This window comes from Psychrobacter sp. JCM 18901 (assembly GCF_000586435.1).
GTDB lineage: Bacteria > Pseudomonadota > Gammaproteobacteria > Pseudomonadales > Moraxellaceae > Psychrobacter.
On the sequence record NZ_BAWH01000016.1, the window covers coordinates 37,348 to 55,755 of the forward strand.

The 18,408-nt window shown below is 43.2% G+C and carries 20 protein-coding genes and 2 pseudogenes; 2 read left to right on the plus strand and 20 right to left on the minus strand.

Annotated features, from left to right (window positions below; genetic code table 11):
- Nucleotides 1-436: 436 nt before the first annotated feature.
- Together metH and TT11_RS11640 are read left to right on the plus strand one after the other, a co-directional pair.
- Nucleotides 437-4,093 (plus strand): annotated as a pseudogene (gene metH / locus TT11_RS11635) (methionine synthase).
- 199 nt (nucleotides 4,094-4,292) lie between these two features.
- Nucleotides 4,293-5,222: a bile acid:sodium symporter family protein gene (locus tag TT11_RS11640; RefSeq protein ID WP_261870559.1), complete on the plus strand. Its 930-nt coding sequence runs from the start codon at nucleotides 4,293-4,295 to the stop codon at nucleotides 5,220-5,222.
- Nucleotides 5,223-5,478: 256 nt separating this feature from the next.
- On the opposite strand, the gene TT11_RS17330 is transcribed toward TT11_RS11640, so the two are convergent.
- The 20 genes and pseudogenes from TT11_RS17330 to TT11_RS11735 form a co-directional block, all read right to left on the minus strand.
- Nucleotides 5,479-5,787, minus strand: a complete 309-nt coding sequence (locus TT11_RS17330; RefSeq protein WP_370587840.1) for a type II toxin-antitoxin system RnlB family antitoxin — start codon at nucleotides 5,785-5,787, stop codon at nucleotides 5,479-5,481.
- 196 nt (nucleotides 5,788-5,983) lie between these two features.
- Complete coding sequence (locus tag TT11_RS11645) at nucleotides 5,984-6,445, minus strand: type II toxin-antitoxin system RnlA family toxin (RefSeq protein ID WP_261870560.1); 462 nt, start codon at nucleotides 6,443-6,445, stop codon at nucleotides 5,984-5,986.
- Nucleotides 6,426-6,746: pseudogene (locus tag TT11_RS11650) on the minus strand (hypothetical protein); the annotation flags it as partial. The gene TT11_RS11645 and the pseudogene TT11_RS11650, both read right to left, overlap by 20 nt.
- 579 nt (nucleotides 6,747-7,325) lie before the next feature.
- The gene (locus TT11_RS11655; RefSeq protein ID WP_261870561.1) at nucleotides 7,326-7,469 is read right to left on the minus strand and encodes a DUF2256 domain-containing protein; all 144 of its coding nucleotides are present in this window, start codon (nucleotides 7,467-7,469) and stop codon (nucleotides 7,326-7,328) included.
- A 51-nt stretch (nucleotides 7,470-7,520) separates the two neighbouring features.
- Nucleotides 7,521-7,691, minus strand: coding sequence for a DUF2256 domain-containing protein (locus TT11_RS11660; protein WP_010196547.1), 171 nt, complete (start codon nucleotides 7,689-7,691; stop codon nucleotides 7,521-7,523).
- A 51-nt stretch (nucleotides 7,692-7,742) separates the two neighbouring features.
- Nucleotides 7,743-8,096 carry a hypothetical protein gene (locus TT11_RS11665; protein ID WP_261870562.1) on the minus strand — a complete coding sequence of 118 codons (354 nt, stop codon included), beginning with the start codon at nucleotides 8,094-8,096 and terminating at the stop codon, nucleotides 7,743-7,745.
- Nucleotides 8,077-8,979 (minus strand): hypothetical protein, encoded by a 903-nt coding sequence (locus TT11_RS11670; protein WP_261870563.1) that lies wholly within the window; start codon nucleotides 8,977-8,979, stop codon nucleotides 8,077-8,079. Before TT11_RS11670 ends, TT11_RS11665 begins: the two co-directional genes overlap by 20 nt.
- Nucleotides 8,937-9,995, minus strand: a complete 1,059-nt coding sequence (locus tag TT11_RS11675; RefSeq protein WP_261870564.1) for an ATP-binding protein — start codon at nucleotides 9,993-9,995, stop codon at nucleotides 8,937-8,939. The genes TT11_RS11670 and TT11_RS11675 overlap by 43 nt, the downstream gene beginning before the upstream one ends.
- A gap of 170 nt (nucleotides 9,996-10,165) precedes the next feature.
- Nucleotides 10,166-10,549: a hypothetical protein gene (locus TT11_RS11680; RefSeq protein ID WP_261870565.1), complete on the minus strand. Its 384-nt coding sequence runs from the start codon at nucleotides 10,547-10,549 to the stop codon at nucleotides 10,166-10,168.
- A 31-nt stretch (nucleotides 10,550-10,580) separates the two neighbouring features.
- Nucleotides 10,581-11,228 (minus strand): hypothetical protein, encoded by a 648-nt coding sequence (locus tag TT11_RS11685; protein ID WP_261870566.1) that lies wholly within the window; start codon nucleotides 11,226-11,228, stop codon nucleotides 10,581-10,583.
- 47 nt (nucleotides 11,229-11,275) lie between these two features.
- Nucleotides 11,276-11,887 carry a hypothetical protein gene (locus TT11_RS11690; RefSeq protein ID WP_261870567.1) on the minus strand — a complete coding sequence of 204 codons (612 nt, stop codon included), beginning with the start codon at nucleotides 11,885-11,887 and terminating at the stop codon, nucleotides 11,276-11,278.
- A 128-nt stretch (nucleotides 11,888-12,015) separates the two neighbouring features.
- Entirely contained in the window at nucleotides 12,016-12,375 is a 360-nt protein-coding gene (locus TT11_RS11695) for a hypothetical protein (RefSeq protein WP_261870568.1), read from the minus strand.
- The gene (locus TT11_RS11700) at nucleotides 12,354-13,469 is read right to left on the minus strand and encodes a DNA repair ATPase (RefSeq protein WP_261870569.1); all 1,116 of its coding nucleotides are present in this window, start codon (nucleotides 13,467-13,469) and stop codon (nucleotides 12,354-12,356) included. The genes TT11_RS11695 and TT11_RS11700 overlap by 22 nt, the downstream gene beginning before the upstream one ends.
- The gene (locus tag TT11_RS11705; protein ID WP_261870570.1) at nucleotides 13,403-13,855 is read right to left on the minus strand and encodes a DNA repair ATPase; all 453 of its coding nucleotides are present in this window, start codon (nucleotides 13,853-13,855) and stop codon (nucleotides 13,403-13,405) included. Before TT11_RS11705 ends, TT11_RS11700 begins: the two co-directional genes overlap by 67 nt.
- A 526-nt stretch (nucleotides 13,856-14,381) precedes the next feature.
- Nucleotides 14,382-14,978 (minus strand): hypothetical protein, encoded by a 597-nt coding sequence (locus TT11_RS11710; RefSeq protein WP_261870571.1) that lies wholly within the window; start codon nucleotides 14,976-14,978, stop codon nucleotides 14,382-14,384.
- Nucleotides 14,979-15,131: 153 nt separating this feature from the next.
- A complete protein-coding gene (locus TT11_RS11715) occupies nucleotides 15,132-16,106 on the minus strand; it encodes a hypothetical protein (RefSeq protein ID WP_261870572.1) in 975 nt (324 codons plus the stop codon).
- Nucleotides 16,075-16,299, minus strand: a complete 225-nt coding sequence (locus tag TT11_RS11720) for a hypothetical protein (RefSeq protein WP_261870573.1) — start codon at nucleotides 16,297-16,299, stop codon at nucleotides 16,075-16,077. The genes TT11_RS11715 and TT11_RS11720 overlap by 32 nt, the downstream gene beginning before the upstream one ends.
- A gap of 280 nt (nucleotides 16,300-16,579) precedes the next feature.
- Nucleotides 16,580-17,215 carry a hypothetical protein gene (locus TT11_RS11725; RefSeq protein ID WP_261870574.1) on the minus strand — a complete coding sequence of 212 codons (636 nt, stop codon included), beginning with the start codon at nucleotides 17,213-17,215 and terminating at the stop codon, nucleotides 16,580-16,582.
- Nucleotides 17,216-17,487: 272 nt separating this feature from the next.
- Nucleotides 17,488-17,682, minus strand: coding sequence for a hypothetical protein (locus tag TT11_RS11730; protein WP_261870575.1), 195 nt, complete (start codon nucleotides 17,680-17,682; stop codon nucleotides 17,488-17,490).
- Nucleotides 17,658-18,338 carry a hypothetical protein gene (locus tag TT11_RS11735; RefSeq protein ID WP_261870576.1) on the minus strand — a complete coding sequence of 227 codons (681 nt, stop codon included), beginning with the start codon at nucleotides 18,336-18,338 and terminating at the stop codon, nucleotides 17,658-17,660. The genes TT11_RS11730 and TT11_RS11735 overlap by 25 nt, the downstream gene beginning before the upstream one ends.
- Between the last annotated feature and the right edge of the window lie 70 nt (nucleotides 18,339-18,408).

The window sequence follows — 18,408 nt, forward strand, 5'->3', positions numbered from 1 at the left end:
CATTACCGTAGGCTTTCATTTGCAAAAGAAAAGCTTTATGTAACCCCTTAGCGAAATGATATTCATTTGTGCACATATTCTTTATGAAATACAATCTAACGCTATGCTCAGCAGCTCAGTGAATAGGTATCTGCTTGTCTATGGTAAAAGTAGAATGGGCAGTATCCATAAGTGCTATATTTTTCATGCTAGAATAATTCAAATTTGACGATTTCCTTTATAAGACTTTGTACTCTATTGGTTTGTTATTCCTTCCTTTTACAATATTGATGATATAAGCAGCGCACCTATGACTCAAACGATGACCTCACCGACCTCTTCTCACTCTGATACTACTTCTGACGCATCATCTGCTGATGACTTTATCTTGACGCCACCTGCTGTCTTTCCTTATAAGGAGCAGCAGCTCACCGCGCGCGCCCGTATCACTGAGCAGATGGCATCACGCATTTTGATGTTAGATGGGGCAATGGGTACGCAGATTCAGACCTATAAACTAGAAGAATCAGATTATCGTGGTGAGCGTTTTGCCGATATCGACCAAGATGTGCGCGGTAATAATGATTTGCTGGTGCTGACCCAGCCGCACATGATTAAAGATATTCATCACGATCATCTGTTGGCTGGTGCGGATATCATCGAGACCAATACCTTTAATGGTACGCGTCTATCGATGGCTGACTACGACATGCAGTACTTGGTGCCTGAACTGAATAAGACAGCAGCCAAAATTGCGCGCGAGGCGGCTGATGAATTTACCGCCAAGACGCCTGAAAAACCGCGCTTTGTCGCTGGTGTTGTGGGACCGACCTCACGCACGTGCTCCATATCACCTGATGTCAATGACCCTGCCTTTCGTAACATTACCTTTGATGAGCTGGTCCTAAACTACCGTGAAGCGACCTTGTGCCTGATAGAAGGCGGTGTCGATATTATTTTGATTGAGACGATCTTTGATACGCTCAATGCCAAAGCGGCGATATTTGCAATCACTGGTGTATTCGATGATATTGGCTTTGAGTTGCCAATCATGATTTCAGGTACGATTACCGACGCGTCAGGTCGCACGCTATCAGGTCAAACGGCTGAAGCGTTTTATAACTCTATCCGCCATGCCAAGCCTCTATCTGTTGGCTTTAACTGTGCGCTAGGTGCTGATGCGCTACGTCCCCATATTCAGACATTGTCAAACATCGCTGATACCTTTGTCTCTGCGCATCCAAACGCTGGTCTGCCCAATGAGTTTGGTGAGTATGACGAAACCGCTGAAGAAACGGCTGCTCTGCTCGAAGGTTTTGCCAAAGCTGGTATTTTAAACATCGTCGGCGGCTGCTGTGGTACGACACCTGAGCATATCCGTCAAATCGCTAAAGTCGTGGCAAACTATCCACCGCGTGTCATTCCTGAGATAGCGCCTGCCTGCCGACTATCAGGTCTAGAGCCATTTACCATCAACTCTGATAGCTTGTTTGTCAATGTTGGTGAGCGTACCAATGTCACAGGCTCCAAAAAAATTCCTACGTTTGATCAAAACAGAAGCCTATACCGAAGCACTCGATGTCGCTCGCGATCAGGTCGAAGGCGGCGCGCAAATCGTCGATATCAATATGGACGAAGGCATGCTCGACTCCAAGCAAGCGATGATTCATTTCGTCAACTTGGTCTCAGGCGAACCAGATATCAGCCGTGTGCCACTGATGATTGACTCGTCTAAATGGGACATTATCGAAGAAGGCCTTAAACGTACACAGGGTAAATCTGTCGTCAACTCTATCTCATTAAAAGAAGGTCATGCTGAGTTCGTTGAACGTGCCAAATTATGCATGCGTTATGGTGCCGCGATTATCGTTATGGCATTCGATGAAGATGGACAAGCTGATACTTACGAGCGCAAAATTGAGATATCAAAGCGTAGCTATGATGTGCTGGTCAACGAAGTGGGCTTCCCTAGCGAGGACATTATCTTTGACCCAAATATCTTTGCCGTTGCCACGGGTATCACCGAACATAATAACTACGGTGCTGACTTTATAAATGCCACACGCTGGATTACGGAAAACCTGCCAAATGCCATGGTCTCGGGTGGCGTATCCAACGTATCGTTTAGTTTCCGTGGTAACCCAATCCGTGAAGCGATCAACTCCGTATTCTTATACCACGCGATCAAAAACGGCCTGACCATGGGTATCGTCAACCCAGCCATGCTTGAGCTGTACGATGATATTCCAAAGGAAGCCCGTGACGCTATCGAAGACGTCATGCTCAATCGCAATCAAGGTGAAACTGGTCAAGATGCGACTGAACGTCTAATGACGGTCGCTGAAAACTACCAAGATGGCGGTAAGAAAAAAGACAGTACCGTCGATATGAGCTGGCGCGAAGGCACGGTAGAAGAACGTATCGCCCACGCACTGGTCAAGGGCGTGACGACCTTTATCGAAGCGGATACCAAAGAAGCATGGGAGAAGTACCCTAAACCGCTAGAAGTCATCGAAGGGCCGCTCATGGACGGTATGAATATCGTCGGTGACCTATTCGGTGCTGGTAAAATGTTCCTACCGCAAGTCGTAAAATCTGCCCGCGTGATGAAGCAGTCTGTTGCGTGGCTAAACCCATATATCGAAGCGGAAAAAGTCGAAGGCGAAGTCAAAGGTAAAATCCTAATGGCAACCGTCAAAGGCGACGTGCATGATATCGGCAAAAACATCGTCGGTGTGGTGCTTGGCTGTAACGGCTATGATATCGTCGATTTGGGCGTCATGGTGCCATGTGAAAAAAATCCTCGATACTGCCATCGCAGAAAAAGTTGATATCATCGGTCTGTCTGGTCTGATTACCCCAAGTCTCGATGAGATGGTCTATGTCGCCAAGCAAATGCAAGAGCGCGGCATGACACTACCATTGATGATCGGCGGTGCAACGACGTCGAAAGCGCATACTGCCGTCAAGGTCGAGCCGCAATATCAAAACGATGGCGTCATCTATGTATCGGATGCTTCGCGCTCAGTCGGTGTGGTGACCAAATTACTATCAAAAGAACACCGTCAAGCGCTCATCGATGAGACACGCGAAGAGTATGTCAAAGTGCGTGAGCGTCTGGCTAAGCGTCAACCAAAAGCTGCCAAAGTCACCTATGCCGAATCAGTCAAGATTGGCTTTCAGTATGATTGGGAAACCTATGTGCCACCAGTGCCAAATAAACTAGGACAAGTGATATTGGATGACTATCCAATCGCGAATCTGCTGCCTTATATTGACTGGACACCATTCTTCATCTCTTGGGGTCTGACCGGTAAATACCCGAAAATATTGCAAGATGATGTGGTTGGTGAAGCGGCTCGCGATTTGTTTGAAAATGCAGAAGAGCTACTACAAAAGATGATTGATGAAAAATCAATCGTAGCGAAAGGTGTGTTTAAACTGATGCCAGCGCGCCGTACTGGCGCAGATACCGTCACTGTATATGACAATGACCCACAAAATGGTGGTAAACCGACCTACCAGTTGAGCACTTACGTCAGCAAAGCGACAAGGCAAGCGGCAAGCCTAACTTTAGCTTGGCAGACTTTATCTCACCATCAGACACCCACACTGATCACTTGGGCGGCTTTACTGTTTCTATCGTCGGTACAGAAGCACTGGCTGAGCAATACAAAGCAGCAGGCGATGACTATAATGCCATTATGGTACAGGCGCTGTCTGACCGCTTAGCTGAAGCATTTGCCGAACATTTACATGAGCTAATACGTAAAGAGTACTGGGGCTACCAACCAACCGAATCACTTACCAATGATGAGATGATTAAAGAAAAATACGTCGGTATCCGCCCTGCACCTGGCTACCCTGCTTGCCCTGAGCATACGGAAAAAGGTAAATTGTTTGACTGGCTCGGTACGGTAGATGCAATTGGTACAACGCTAACCGAAAGCTATGCGATGTGGCCTGCGTCATCGGTCAGCGGATTCTATTACTCGCATCCTACAGTGAATACTTCAACGTCGGAAAAATCAGTCGTGATCAGTTAGAGAGTTATGCTGAGCGTAAAGGCTGGGATATGAAAACAGCTGAGAAGTGGTTAAATCCAAATTTATAGTCGATTGGCTAGTAAAGTTATAGAACCTGATAGTTATTTTTTTGGCTTACTTATTTAATATGGGTAAGCCATTTTTTTATGGCGCATCCTTTATTTGTTATCAGCAAACTTATCGCTACGTTCATAGCAAAATACTTTTATCATTTACTGACAAGAACCATGCTAGATTATTGTCTACTTTATTATTTTGAGACAGGCTATGAATCAGATTGCATTACTTTCTAGTTGGATTGGCAAAACTTTTGCAATTTGGGCATTGGTCAGTGCTGTTTTGGGATTTATTTTTCCTGAATTTTTTGCCTCGTTGGCTTTTTTAATCGTTCCCATACTTGGCATCATTATGTTTGGGATGGGCATGACACTCAAAACGGAAGATTTCCTAGAAATTGTCAAACGACCAAAGCCTGTACTGGTAGGGCTATTAGCACAGTTCACGCTCATGCCTTTGATCGCTTACCTATTAACGGTCATTTTCAACCTCGATCCTTTAATAGCAGTCGGTGTTATCTTGGTTGGTTGCTGTCCTGGCGGTACGTCTAGTAACGTGATTACATTTTTGGCAAAAGGTGATGTGGCATTGAGTGTGGCGATTACCTCTATCTCTACCCTGCTTGCGCCTTTTTTGACCCCGATTCTATTAAACATTTTTGCCGGTCAGCTGATCGATATCGACCTAGCCAGTATGATGATAACCATTACGAAAATCGTCATCCTACCGATATTACTCGGTGTTATCTTTCATAAGTTTCTGGGTAAAAAGATAGAGTTCGTCACTGAGGTATTGCCGATGATATCGGTATTGGGTATCTCAATTATCATCGCGGCAGTGGTCGCAGTGTCTAAAGCGACTATTTTAGACAGCGGTGCTATCGTGTTTATCGTGGTTGCCTTGCACAATATGACGGGTTATACCTTGGGATATGTAATCGCTCGCCTGTCTGGCTTTACGGAGAAACAACGTCGCGCGATTATGATAGAAGTGGGTATGCAAAACTCTGGTCTAGGCGCTGCCCTTGCCGCGACTTATTTTAACCCTGTCGCTGCCTTACCGAGTGCGATATTTAGTGTGTGGCATAACTTTAGTGGTGCGTTGGTTGCGAATATTTTTGCTAAGAGAGATGCGAAGTAAGCGTTAAATTTATCACTTAAAGCTTAATGGTAGATATTTTAGTGTTGGTAAAATAGTTGAGTTTAACTAGAAGGTTATATTGAGTATAAAAATTGGGATATAAAAGTAGTTAAGACATAGTTAGAGCCAAAATTATAAAATAGCTTTTGGAATCGTTTAATTCAGTTAATTCCACTAATTGGCAGGATCCATACTATAGTTATTTAGCAAAAAAAAGACTGTGAATTTAAAATAGTCTTTTTGTGAAATCCAATCTTTAAATATAATCAACATATTTATTATTTTGCATTTCTAATAATTCGGAGTCTAGTTCTTCAGGGTTAACAACTCTGTAACTATTATGAATAAACTTTTGACCATCATAGTCCAAGTATGCAAAACGATTTGAATCGTCACCATTAGTCAAAAATAAGTCGAAAAGAAATCTCTTGGGAACGCCTCTAGATATAGAATCCCATTCTGCTTTAATATTATTCAATAATGAAAAAAGATTAACATAGTCGTCTCCTGAACAGATGACTATGTCGTTATTTTCTCTTGTTCTGTAAAACGCTAATTTAAACATATTTTAACTATAAATATCCTCAATAAGCTCATAGACTTTATTGCAAATATTTATTGCTCCTTCAAGTGTAGATACAGTTAATGTTGAATCTGCAAACTGCTCAATATGGAAAAGTGAATGTCTTCTTTTGTAATAGTAAGAGTAAGCATTGAGCACCTCATTCAACTTCTCACCTGAATGTAAGCTCTTGTAATTTTCACTCAGTCCAATTGCCTTTTTTTCCCTTATTTAACTCAAATACTTCACCTAAATGTCTAGGCTGTTGCACGATTCCGTTTTCCGAAAGATGTGTTTTAATTACACCTTCCAAAGACCTTAATTCAGCATAGGTCAATAATGAGTATTCAGTTAAATCTGGAGAAGCAGATCTAATACAGTTACTAGATACCAATAAGTTTTGAATAAGTTTTGGTAATTTATCATACGCATTAGGCAAGCGACTTTTGACTAATTCCACCGCCATTTCAGGTCTAATAATGTTACAGTCAGCTTCATCTTTTTTGTAAAGTACTTTACTCAGAGTTTCTAGGTCAAGCTGTAAAGTCAATGCATAGGCAACTTCCTTGTAACAAGATAAAGGTCTTCCCTGAATTTGTAGTTTTTTAGTATTATTATAATAAGAAATCGTTAATTTATCTTTATAAACCTGTGATTCCAATACTAACTGAATGCCACCATTTATATTTTTTTTCTTCAATAGTTATATTATTTGACTCTCTAACTTCTTCTATTCGTTCTTTCATAAATTCAATTAGGGTTTCATCAATACCTGCTATACTCATATTTAGAATTGATATTTCTAAATCACAAAGCTTTCTACGTATGTGCTCGGCAACTTGCAAGCTAAGTTCAGGATTCTTCCCCTGATTGTATTGCAGTGTAGTTGTACCTTTTTTTGAAAGGTGAAGTGTTAACATAGCAGGTTCTTGACCTGGTCTTAAAATCTCATAATTTTTTTTCGAGCTAGTTTGGTTTTTTTAATTTGTATTTTATATTTTGCTCTTCACAATATTCATCCATACAACTGTCTAAATCAGACAATCTTAGATTAAGATCCTTAAAACTCATAGATTTTTCCATCTAAATATAAACTCTCTAGCCGCATTGCTAGTAGGGTGTAAGTTTGATATATACTAAGATAAAGTTACTCAAGAAACTTCCTGTTTAATGAATTTCTTCGCTTATAACTTGAGTACCCAAGCTATTCTATCAGAATTAGGATATGTATATATAAGATTAATATAAATAAACTCAAGTCACTCCTCTACTTAACTAACTGAAAATATTCAACTTGCGTCAATATTTGAACTCTAAACCACGTCCCTCATTTCAAAAAAATCCATGCTAGGACTTTAACATTTGAATAGCCTGTTACCATTGTATCAAATATGTAATTTAGCCAAAACTACAGTAGGTACATGGCTTATGCAAGTAGATTACAATGGCTATTTTTTTTAGTTTAGTAAGCAAATCTTTTTAGGCTGCACACCTTATACAAATCATAGTTTGTAGCTAAATCATGCAATTAGAATTTCAAGTCAACCATGCTTTTTACCCCGCCGACACCGCTCAGAACAGTAAATCACCTGCTCCCAGTCCTTCTCCCACTTTTTACGCCACGTAAATGGACGCTGGCAGACGGGGCAGGTTTTTTGCGGTAAGTTTACTTTTTTATGTGCCATTATTTGCTCCCTTCTGCCGTATATCTAATATCTATGGTTAATGTTTACTGTCTATTTATCTTCTTTTTGATGATCTAACCCTTCATATTTTTTTACCCGTCGGCATTGGTCGGAGCAATAGACCATGCTCTCCCAGTTTTTATCCAGCTTTTTAGTCCAACTAAACTCGCGCTCGCAGACAGGGCAAAGTTTTTTGCGGACGTTCTTCTTTTTGTGCGCCATAATTTTCTCATTGGTTTGTTTACTACATTAGTCACTGGTCACTATAGTCTACTAATCATAGTCGTCAAAGATTTTATTAAGCCTGTTGAGACTATTAACGATTAACTTACCAGATTGATCGGTACTGGTATCAATCGCCAGCTTCTCATCCATCCGCATCGTCAATGGCTCTAACGCTTGCTTGAGGGCAGTTGCCATCAATGCGGTCTGCTGATGAATATCAGGGATATCGCTATCGGCTGTTTGATTCTCATTATTGCTAACCAGGCTATCCGCCATTTTTTGCGCCAGTTGTTCAACGGCATTGACCAGCTGCACCATGAGCTGTTTTTGTGCATATTGGTTTTGCTTGAGATACTCGCCTTCTGCCTTCTCAGCGTTGTGATCATGCTTGTATATTTGCATCAGCTGATTCAGACTTTTTTTCAAAGCCGTTATCGATGCTATCGCTGACGACTTTGGCATTATTAACGACGCTATCGGCAAGTATTTTCTGTGCTTCTAATTGGGCGTTTAGCTGGGCATCGAGTTGCGCTTGTTGTCCTGCTTCTCGTAAGCGAGCGATTCGCTCTGGGTCGTTTTTCGTTAAGTATGTCTCAAACTGGCTACTGATGGCATTGAAGCCACTGGCCAAATCGACCAACTGGGCGACGATACGTGCGCCAGTATCACCATCTTCACCGCCCATGGCTTTATTACGTAAGAAGTCCGCTTTGATTTGCGCCCAACGCTCTTTTTCTTCCTCGGTTAAGGTGCCGCGCATCTCGCCAAGCTTGAGCAAGTTGCTCTCTGCGCCTTGGGTCAATAGCTGCGACTCGCCCAAATAGTGATCGTCTATCAGCTGGTTTAGCTCATTCTCATTCATGACCGCCGACAGCTTTTCGGTCATCTTATTCATATTACGATAACTGCCTTGTAGCTTAAATATCGGCTCAACACGATATTTATCATCTTGCGAGGCGGAAGCAATATAAGCTTGGTTGACGTCCAAAATGACTGCTTGCACTCGAAACATATGACGCAAGATCGCAATAATCTCGTTAATCTCTGAGGTGCTATATGGATACGTTAGATCGCTGCTTTGCGCTTGGGCGAGGTTGGCGTTGTCCGTTTTTGCCATTTTGATCAAGCGATGCACATCGCTTAAGTCGCGATTGGCCAGTGGCGCGAGGACACTATTGGAAGTCAGCGAGTTTTCGATATAACTAAGCGCAAACACTTCTTCCATGCCACTCATGATATCGCCTAAGTTATAGATATCGGCACGGTTGGCGAGCATGTCTGGCACTTTAAAGCTTCGCCGCTTTCGGTATATGGGTTACCTGCCATGACCACGCAGAACTTTTTGCCACGCATGTCATAGGTCTTGGTTTTTCCTTGCCAGACACCATCGATACGGCGTGTACCATCACCCAATGAGATAAACTTTTGCAAAAATTCCGCATGGGTATGCTGAATATCATCGAGATAGAGCATGACGTTATTGCCCATCTCAAATGCCAAGTTGATTTTATTCAGCTCTTCTCGGGCGGTAGCATTTGGTGCTTTTTCTGGATCTAATGAGGTGACGTCATGACCAAGTGACGGACAGTTAATCTTCATAAAGATAAGGCCAAGACGATTTGCCACGTATTCCATCAAGGTGGTTTTACCATAACCTGGCGGCGATATCATCATGAGAATACCCATCAAATCGGTACGCTTATCCTCGCCGACCGTGCCCATCTGTTTGGCAAGATTGTCACCGATAAGTGGCAGATAGCTCTCGTTAATCAGACGGTTACGCACAAACGAAGACAGTGGACGCGGCATAAATTCGTCCAGTCGCAACGTCTCTTTTGAGTCATGCAATATCTCTGAGCGCATGGCCAGATAACGTCTATAGGCAGGGATAACTTGGGTATCATGATGATGCAAACGATTTAAGAAATCATCGACGGCAAAGGTTAAGGTCTGCTGATGAATACGTATATGCTCACCCAGCAGGTTATTGACTTGTATCTCAAGCGATACTTTACCCGTGCTACGTTCAAAACTTTGCACTTGATTAAGCGGATTATTAATACTGGTCAATGATGTAGTCGATGACGTAGCCGACGAGGTGATTGCAGAAAATGACAAGGCCGATGGTGTGCCACTTGCGCCTGTACTGTTTAAACCTTGATTGCCCAATCCTTTAGCACTTAGCCCTTTATTAAAAGCCCCTTTATTAAAAGTAGCACCTGAATCAGTGAGTCGTTGCACCAAAGCTTCACGCTGGGCATCATTTAATTGGGTAAGCAAGACGGCAATGGCTTCAGGCACATAATGACGGCCACTTTCTAATTGCTGCTTGCGTAGCGCGTTTTGTGTTTCAATCTCGGCAAGCTGCTCTTCACTGAGTGCCTCGCCTGCCTCATCCGTGCCATCAGTCGCTACGTTAACCGATTCTGTCCCACCATAAGTCTTATCAAGTAGTGCATGGAACCATGTGGCTAGTAACTCATAGGCTGATTTGGTTGAAAACCCAGCTTGCCGATAGAAGATTGTAGTTGGTCAAAACTGGCCGTATTTTGCGTGCTGCCTGAGGCACTATTTAGCGTTTGGCTTAGTTGATCACACAACTGCTGTGCTTGTTGGCTGGTTTGCCATTTTATTGTGTTATATGCACCTGCATTCGATTCAGCCGACTGTCCCATGACGCTCACCAAGTATTCACACGCAAGCTGAACGTAGCTTGGTTTGAAGATGTGGGCGCCTTTATCAACGCTACCATCTTTATCAGCGCTAAGACTGTCATCATTATGAGCCATAACAAAATGACGCATCACTTGGCTCATGTCCTCGACCAATAGAGACTTCGCAGTATCGCTGCCCAATGTACGGCGCAGTTGCTCGGCGGTCGCGGCTCTATCTGCAGTTATTTGCGCGTGTCAGCACTGATTCATTCAGCCATTTTTCATAACCAAATTGACGCAGACTGTCTAAACCAAGCGCTTGCACGATCTTTAACTGCCAATAGAATAATTGCGCCAATGCTCGTACTTGCGGGGTATAAATCAGTAGCCCTGCTTCACGCAGTGTCGGCAATATTTGCATCAATAATAGCGTGGCATCATGGTCATGAATGCCTTTGTCATAACCAAGCTGATAGCGAGGGGTGGCATAAGCTTTGACCAGTTTGGACAATGGACTGTCATTATCAATATCGCCATTAACATCGAGCGTAATGACAGTCGCATCGTATGCTTGATATAGGCGCGCTTCAGTCAAACCCTCCTGGCTGTTTTTAGCACTTTCGATAATGCTATAGGCCAAGTACTCGGCACGATACACCTTGTCAGACTCGGAGGCGATATTCATGTCCCAATACGGGCGCAAGGCGTTTAGCTCAGCATTATTAAGCACTTCATAATAATCTGTACCCGTTAAATGCAAATTCAGCACACGCTTGCCGTCTGACTGCTGACGACTTAATAAGGTTAAATCTAATGGCTGAGTATTAACCGAAAAACGATGCTTGCCCAGTTTGATGATTTGGCCACCATCTTCAAACAAGTCCGACTTGTCTTTTAGACTCTTATAGCTTTCGATTTGGATGGCTTTTAGGCGTGCGTCGATGTCATCGGCTTTGACGCTAAAGCCATTGCTTGCAGCTCTTTTGCGATGTTGCGCACTTTTTGTACCAGACCATCAGCCGCAAAGTAAGTATTGAGCGCTTCCTCTTCTGTAAAGCCTGTGACACCTGTGCTTTGCGTGCGTTTTTTAATACTCTCAAGCATCCGCAGCGCGCCATCACCCAAGTTTTGTGCTTTACGGTTGCGAGCATCAAGCAATTGCTGCTTATGGTTTTCAAAGGTTTCGTAAATCTCTTCACGCTTGCTGATGATATCGGCTAAAAACTGATCGCCACTATTGGTCTCTGGATCAGCGAACTGACTTTCCAATTCTTCTAACTGTACCAGCAGTTTTGCCATTTGCTCATCTGATTTCTCAGGGGTATTGGCAATGGATAAGGCGTTGGCAATGGACTGACCAAACAGCTTAAACTGCGCGCCAAATTGCGCGACGGCCTCCGCTGAACCTAAGTTTTTACGCTTATGGTTGAGCTTGGCTTTGCTCTGATTTAGGCTCGCATAAATGGTCGATGTGTCATCGATGATTTGCGTACGCACTGTGGCATCAGCTACATCTAGCGTCCCTAGCAACTCGGTCAATAAATCTAACCCTTGCGCTGTTTCATCAATTTTTTTCTAGTACGGGTTTTAGCTCAGCATTGGTTTCTGCGGTGTTTAAGCGCTCACTGACATCGACCAATATGCCTTCGTAGCTTGATAGTGCCTCTTCACCACTTAAAAACAATACCGTTTTTTTCAGCCAGCTCGCTTTCTGCCTCTTCTAATTGCTTTTGCAGCGCTTGTAACTTATCAGCATCTAGATAGCGCAAATCCTCCAAGTTAACCAAACGGCCTTTTTGGCGTCTTAATGCTGACAGCTGATCGACATAATCACTGGCAGACTCAAAGCTAGTAACGCGTATCTGCCGCAAAATCTCACTTTGCTGCGTATCAGCATCGGCTAGCGCAGTTTGGGTTTGCTTTTGGATACTTTGTACTTTAGCGAACTCATCGATGACAAGCTCAGCCGTGGCCGTCACTTCCTTAATACTACTGGCGACTTCGCTCAGCTCAGGCTCAGACAGCAATAATAGCTGTCAAAGAGACGACTGGTATTGTCAGCCAACTCTTCATAGAGCTTTTGAGAGACGCTTTGATTGTCAATCAGGCGAGTAATGCTATACAGGTCTGAGATACCACGCACCAGTTCTTTATTGCCAATTTTGCCATAGAAGCTCGTGCTTTCTGGCAGCTCACTCACATACTCGTGTGAGGCATAAGGGGTATGCCATATCTGCATCGGGTGAATACGAGATGGCTCACTTTGGTCACTGAACAGTACCAAACGCCCATTCTCAGCCAAGGCCATACCGTTGCAATAGATAGGATTTGCCAATTGCTTTTTAATCAAATTATAAGGAAACAGCCCCGTGATACCCAAGTCTCTGTCATAAAATAAAAATAGAACATCTTCACCATTTGGCGATATGATTTTGCGTTTGAATTTTAAGTCTTTGGCGTCCACGTTATTGGCATCAAACAGCTTATATTCGCCCGTTTGCAGATAGTAGCCACCCGGAAATATGATGCCGTGGTCTTCTGGCAGCTGCACACACGATTGTCCAATCGCATCCAAACGTAATACCGCTTCGGTCAAGGTGTTATAAACAAAATAACGGTAGTCCTCTTCACGATAGGGCAATATTTTGAGCAGGATTAAACTGCCAACTTTGGCATAAGCAATCTCGGCATCGGTCAACGACTGAGTACGATCTTCGACCGGCTCACTATAGATACCCTGCCCTGATTGCGTATTATCCTCAATCTTGATGGTCAGATCTCCACCGACCGTCTCTACAAATATCGTATCCAAGATATTCATATGCGGATATTTGCCGTTGATCATCTGATCGCGTGTGGTTTCTATCCAGTCAAAATCATAGGCAGGCGGCAGTTCAATGTCACGCTCGCCACGATTGTCGACGTAAGCGACTTGAGCAGACTCTGGTGTGCCTTGGCTAAAATCTAGCGCGAAACGGAACACTCGAATATCAGTGATACGCTCTCCAATCTGAAACGCCAATAGCAATTTGCTATCTTTCACCGTTATTTGAATTAAGCGCGTTTGCTTATAATATCGGTACAGCTCATTGAAGTCTTGGACAAAGGCATCTTGACCCAAAAAAAAGTGCCTGTTAAATCGACCTCTTCAAGTTGGTACTCTTCTTCACTTTCGACTGGCTCAATCAAACGATATAGCGACAATACATCCTTAACATTGCTTGCACGTTTGAGTCCCATAAAAACGTTGTAGCCAAACAGTAGATATTCGCCTACTTGCACCATATCCTGCGCCACACAGTTATGTTCGGTACGGATACGCGTACGGGCGATGACTTGCATTTGAGTACTGCCGAACTCTTCAAGGCGTGCAGTATTTAGCGTGGCCGTCTGTTGCTCTAAACGAGCACCTTGTTCTATCAAACGTTTTTTTGATGAGCTCGTAAGCATTGCCCGAGGCAACCGCCTGATCAGTTTGGCTTGCTTGACTAGCATTAGGGTTGTCATTGCTATCTGGAGTGGTTAGGTTTTGCGTGTCCGCCATCGTTACTCGTCCGTTTCTGTTTTTACATAATATAGTCAATCCTTTATAGAAGAGCTACAGCGTTAACCTCGCTTGAAGTATCACATATACATCTGCACTCGGTTGCCTTGTATCTCTTTCAAATTGAATCCACTATAAGAGAATTTTGGGCAATAAAGAATCATTGAAAGTAAAGAAGCACTTGGCTAATCTAAAAAAACGAGTGGTCACTGCTATTTTTTTAGATTAGCCAACTCATCATAATTCGTCGTTCTGAATCACCTTGAGTTAGCCAAAAAATCTGCCGCCTACACGACAGATTTTGTATTTCAGAGAATATTACTTATTCATACTGTTAGATAAAAACTTGCTTACTAATACTTGCACATTAAGGCTAGTCATTTAGACCCTATTAATAAGTCGTTTTATCATCATTTTTCTGGTTTGATTTCATGGCTTGACTGGCCATCACACCATTGATGATACCGCTCAATGTGTCTGACTTGCCCGCTAGGCCATCGATGCTTTGCCGATGGATAGTGACTTGGCAAAGTTATCAAAGAAATGCGCTTCGCCGCCAACAATATCAATTTTGGCTTTTTGTAGTGCCACTGCCAATACTTCAGCGTTTTCTTTGGCAATCTCTTTACCTGCGTCGATCGATGCCAGTGCTTCTTGCAAGGCTGTCTCAAGACTCATGCGGAACTCTTCGTGCTCACGCGCTTCTTTATTCATGCTACCCATTGCATTGAATTTCTCGACCAGACCATCTGCTTCGGCTTGGAAGTGTGCGCGAGTGACTTCGGCTTTTGCCAGTCCAACTTCGCGTTCTGCTTTGGCATTTGACTCACCGCGAGCCGCGATGATTTGAGCATCTGCCATACCTTTTTCACGTTCAGCTCTGGCGGTAGATTCACCACGAGCCGCGATAACCTCAGCATCTGCCATGCCTTTTTCACGATCTGATTGCGCTTCAGCTTGTCCAGTCGCTTTGATAACATTGGCTTTCGCAATGCCTTCTTTTTCCATAGAGACCGACTTGGCTTCTTGAATAGCAGCTTCAGCAAAGCCATGTGCAGACTCTTCGGCTTTAATACCTTCAGCCATTCTGATTTTGGCTTCTGACTCTTTGGCAGAGGCTTCAAGGTTAGCCGTAGCAAGCGTAGTGATTTCAACGGCTTTATGCTTGGCTGACAGCTCTTCGGCTTCGGCTTTTTTTCACCTGACGCACTTTGATTTCTTCAGCATCCGCTTCAGCAGCTAGCACGCGTGTTTGCTTAGAACGCTGCGCTTCACTAACTTCGCGAACTTCTTTGATACGCTCTTCTTCTTGCGCCACTGTTTTATCGACCGCAATACGCTCGCGGATAACATTGGCGATTTCTTTTTTTTCTCAAGTTCAATCGCACGTTCAGCCTCGATACGTTGCAAGTCAACTTCACGCTCACGAGAGACGATTTCTAAGTCACGGGCACGCGTAACCTTCTCTTCTTCGATGACAACTGCACGCAGACGATTTTGACCTGCTACTTCAATTTCACGTTGCTGATTCTCTCGCTGAATCGCTAAGTCCTGCTCAACCATGATGACGGCTGTTTCTGACTTCTTACGCTCTTCTTCTTCAATCTTACGAGTTTCAGCCATTTCACGGGCAATCACTGACGATATTTCACGCTTTTGCTTGGCTTCAGCATCGGCTTGTTGACGCTCAAGCTCTAGCATCGCTTCTCTGGTTTCAACGTTCTTTTTCTTAACCGCTAGCTCTTCATCACGCTCAAGCTCATTGGTAATAACGTTTTGAAAAGCCGTTAGTTGAGTAATCTTTTTGATACCTTCAGCATCTAGGATATTACTTGAGTCCAATGACACTTTCGGTGTTTGCTCTAGATAATCGATTGCGACATCTTCTAAAACATAGCCGTTTAGATCGTTACCGATTTCTTGAACGATACTGTCACGAAACTCGCTGCGGTTTTCAAACAATTTAACGAAATCTATTTGCTTACCAACTGTTTTTAGCGCTTCTGAAAACTTGGCATTAAACAGCTCATTAACAGCGACTTTATCTGATGCTCTCTCAACTCCAACCGATTTGGCAACTTTTAATACATCTTCTTCGGTTTCATTGACACGTAGATAAAATGCGACTGTAATATCAGCACGCATATTATCGGCGCAAATTAGTCCTTCTTTACCGCGTCTATCAACTTCTAACGTGATGAGCGAGATTCTCATCAGCTCTTTTTTTATTAATAACTGGCCAAACAAAGCCACCATCAAAACGTACGGCTATTTTGCTCACACCGTTGATAATTAGTGCTTTGCCCTGCTCAACCTTGAAGTAAAAGGCTTTGAGCATCAACAGTGCTGCCATAATGAAAACAAACGCCAGCACCACAACCACGCCGACGATAATGAGTATGTCCATGTTTATTCCTTTAATTGAAACATTCTATAGTCAGTTCTACATCTATCAGATGTTCGGTCCGGTTTGCTCAACTACTCTATGTAGCAGTTTCACTTGCCTTTCTCATATCTAAACTAGTTGAACCAACAATAACTAAATTTAAAACCGTTCGTATGATGTAAAAAATAGAGATTTTTTTAGCTCAATGGCTGTTTATTATTTATCAGCGCTTATCTAATTTTCGAGTTTACTCTATGCTAAAAGCGATGATAGAAAGTCGTATCGACTAAATAATTTATAATTATTTATCGATACGAGCGACTCGATAGGTATTTGTTTCTTCTAAATATGCTACCAACATCACTCTATCGCCCTTTTTCAGTAAGCTAGTGCTGTTGTCTGAACGAACCTTGAGTATCAAACCTGCACCGCCATCATTCAACTCTGCCTCACCGTGCTTGTCCGTCACACTAAGTGTACGCACAATCGCGATTTTGCCTACATTATTAGCAGAATTACGTTTGGGGATTCTGGCAATGTTTTTGCGGATGGGTGAAATGATCATGCCTGTCAGCCACATAGAAACGACCAATACGAATATTAGTGCCCCTGTGCCAAATACGTAATACAGAACACCAGAGTCAAAATTTTGATGTAAGAAACTGGTATACAAATAGCTCAATAACCAACCAATTAAACTAACTAAGCTTAATATAATGACTAGAGGCACACCGTAGAGACCAAACTTCAGCATGAGGCCTGTAAAAAAACCGGTCAATGATAAATCAGAGACAGCAGCATCACTACCTGACTCTCCAAAATCCACGCTGTCCATATCTGCCATGCCGAGTAAAGATACCACCCAATATAGAGTAACGAACATCACAAGACCGGTGAAAACAATCGTTGGATATAAACTTATTTTGGTGATGAACACGAAAAAAAAGCCTCTTGCATTACGCGGGTTCTCCCTTTGTGAACCTAATCTTCTATTTGTAATAACCTACTACAAAAGCTAAGGCTCTTCACTTAATATTTATAAACTTATGTTGTTTTACAAATAAGTTTATATACATATCACGGCATAAGATATACTTCTCTAACGACCCCATATCGGTGAGCGTACGACTCCACCATTTTGACCGCTAATGGCATAGCTGATATTACCTGACAGCAAATGGATAACTAGACTACCACCATTTTGGCTTGCTACTTGCCCGCCACATTCAAACGGCGAGTTGGATAGACGGCATAATTGCCAGAGGGAGATAGACGTGCGGGTTCATCAAGCCCTGTTTCTGCCAAGTTGACCACTTGCCCAGTCATCAAGGTCATGACAGCCGCCTTGCGACCATTTAGATAAGCCATACGCTGACCATCTAAGCTAAGCTGAGGACTGGCCACATACCCATTTGTTGATACAGTTGTCGCATTGCCCGTAGCGAAGTCATAACGATAAATTCGCGGTCGTCCAGCACGGACTTTATCACTGGTATAGACAAAGCTCTTACCATCGCAGCATAACTTGGCTGTACCTCTGTACTCGGCAGAGTCGTTAACTGCTGGGTACTGCCATCACTCAGACGCATCTTATAGATATCAGCATTACCACCGACAGTAGAGCTATAAAGCAAATCTTGACCATCGGGTGAGAATGACGCTGACATATTGCTGCCTTCAGCATTTACCACTAGATTGCGCGTATTGCTACTACGATCATAAATATAAATTTTGGGATGCTCACGCGGGGCTTGTTTGCTATAGGCAAGCAGTTGTCCATCTGCCGACCACGCTGGCGCATAGATATAGCCATTAAGCTGATCGATGAGCTGACGATCGCTACCGTCAGGACGAATGCTATAGAGTGTCGATACTTTGGCCGTACCTGCGCCCTGCTCTTCTACATAGGCAATATATCCTCGGCGATCAATCGCTGGCATACGTACAGTCAGCGGATTGGTCTCGACTGTACTGGTTGGCTTTTTTACTGATGTATTGGGTAATGTCTGACAGCCAGTGAGGACGGCAAATACGCCGATGGCAATAGGTGCTTTTATCATTAGTCTATCTATGTTTGATTTAGATAGACTCCCTTTACATATGGTTGTTTTATTTATGGCAGTTTTCAGC

Bases quoted from the DNA above. Each gene is read 5' to 3' on its own strand.
- TT11_RS11735 (WP_261870576.1), bottom strand. From the start codon at position 18,338: ATGATAAAAGCACCTATTGCCATCGGCGTATTTGCCGTCCTCACTGGC.
- TT11_RS11715 (WP_261870572.1), bottom strand. From the start codon at position 16,106: ATGAGAATCTCGCTCATCACGTTAGAAGTTGATAGACGCGGTAAAGAA.
- TT11_RS11655 (WP_261870561.1), bottom strand. From the start codon at position 7,469: ATGGCACATAAAAAAGTAAACTTACCGCAAAAAACCTGCCCCGTCTGC.
- TT11_RS11640 (WP_261870559.1), top strand. From the start codon at position 4,293: ATGAATCAGATTGCATTACTTTCTAGTTGGATTGGCAAAACTTTTGCA.
- TT11_RS11705 (WP_261870570.1), bottom strand. From the start codon at position 13,855: ATGACAACCCTAATGCTAGTCAAGCAAGCCAAACTGATCAGGCGGTTG.
- TT11_RS11660 (WP_010196547.1), bottom strand. From the start codon at position 7,691: ATGGCGCACAAAAAGAAGAACGTCCGCAAAAAACTTTGCCCTGTCTGC.
- TT11_RS11665 (WP_261870562.1), bottom strand. From the start codon at position 8,096: ATGCAAATATACAAGCATGATCACAACGCTGAGAAGGCAGAAGGCGAG.
- TT11_RS11710 (WP_261870571.1), bottom strand. From the start codon at position 14,978: ATGGCTGAAGGTATTAAAGCCGAAGAGTCTGCACATGGCTTTGCTGAA.
- TT11_RS11720 (WP_261870573.1), bottom strand. From the start codon at position 16,299: ATGGACATACTCATTATCGTCGGCGTGGTTGTGGTGCTGGCGTTTGTT.
- TT11_RS17330 (WP_370587840.1), bottom strand. From the start codon at position 5,787: ATGTTTAAATTAGCGTTTTACAGAACAAGAGAAAATAACGACATAGTC.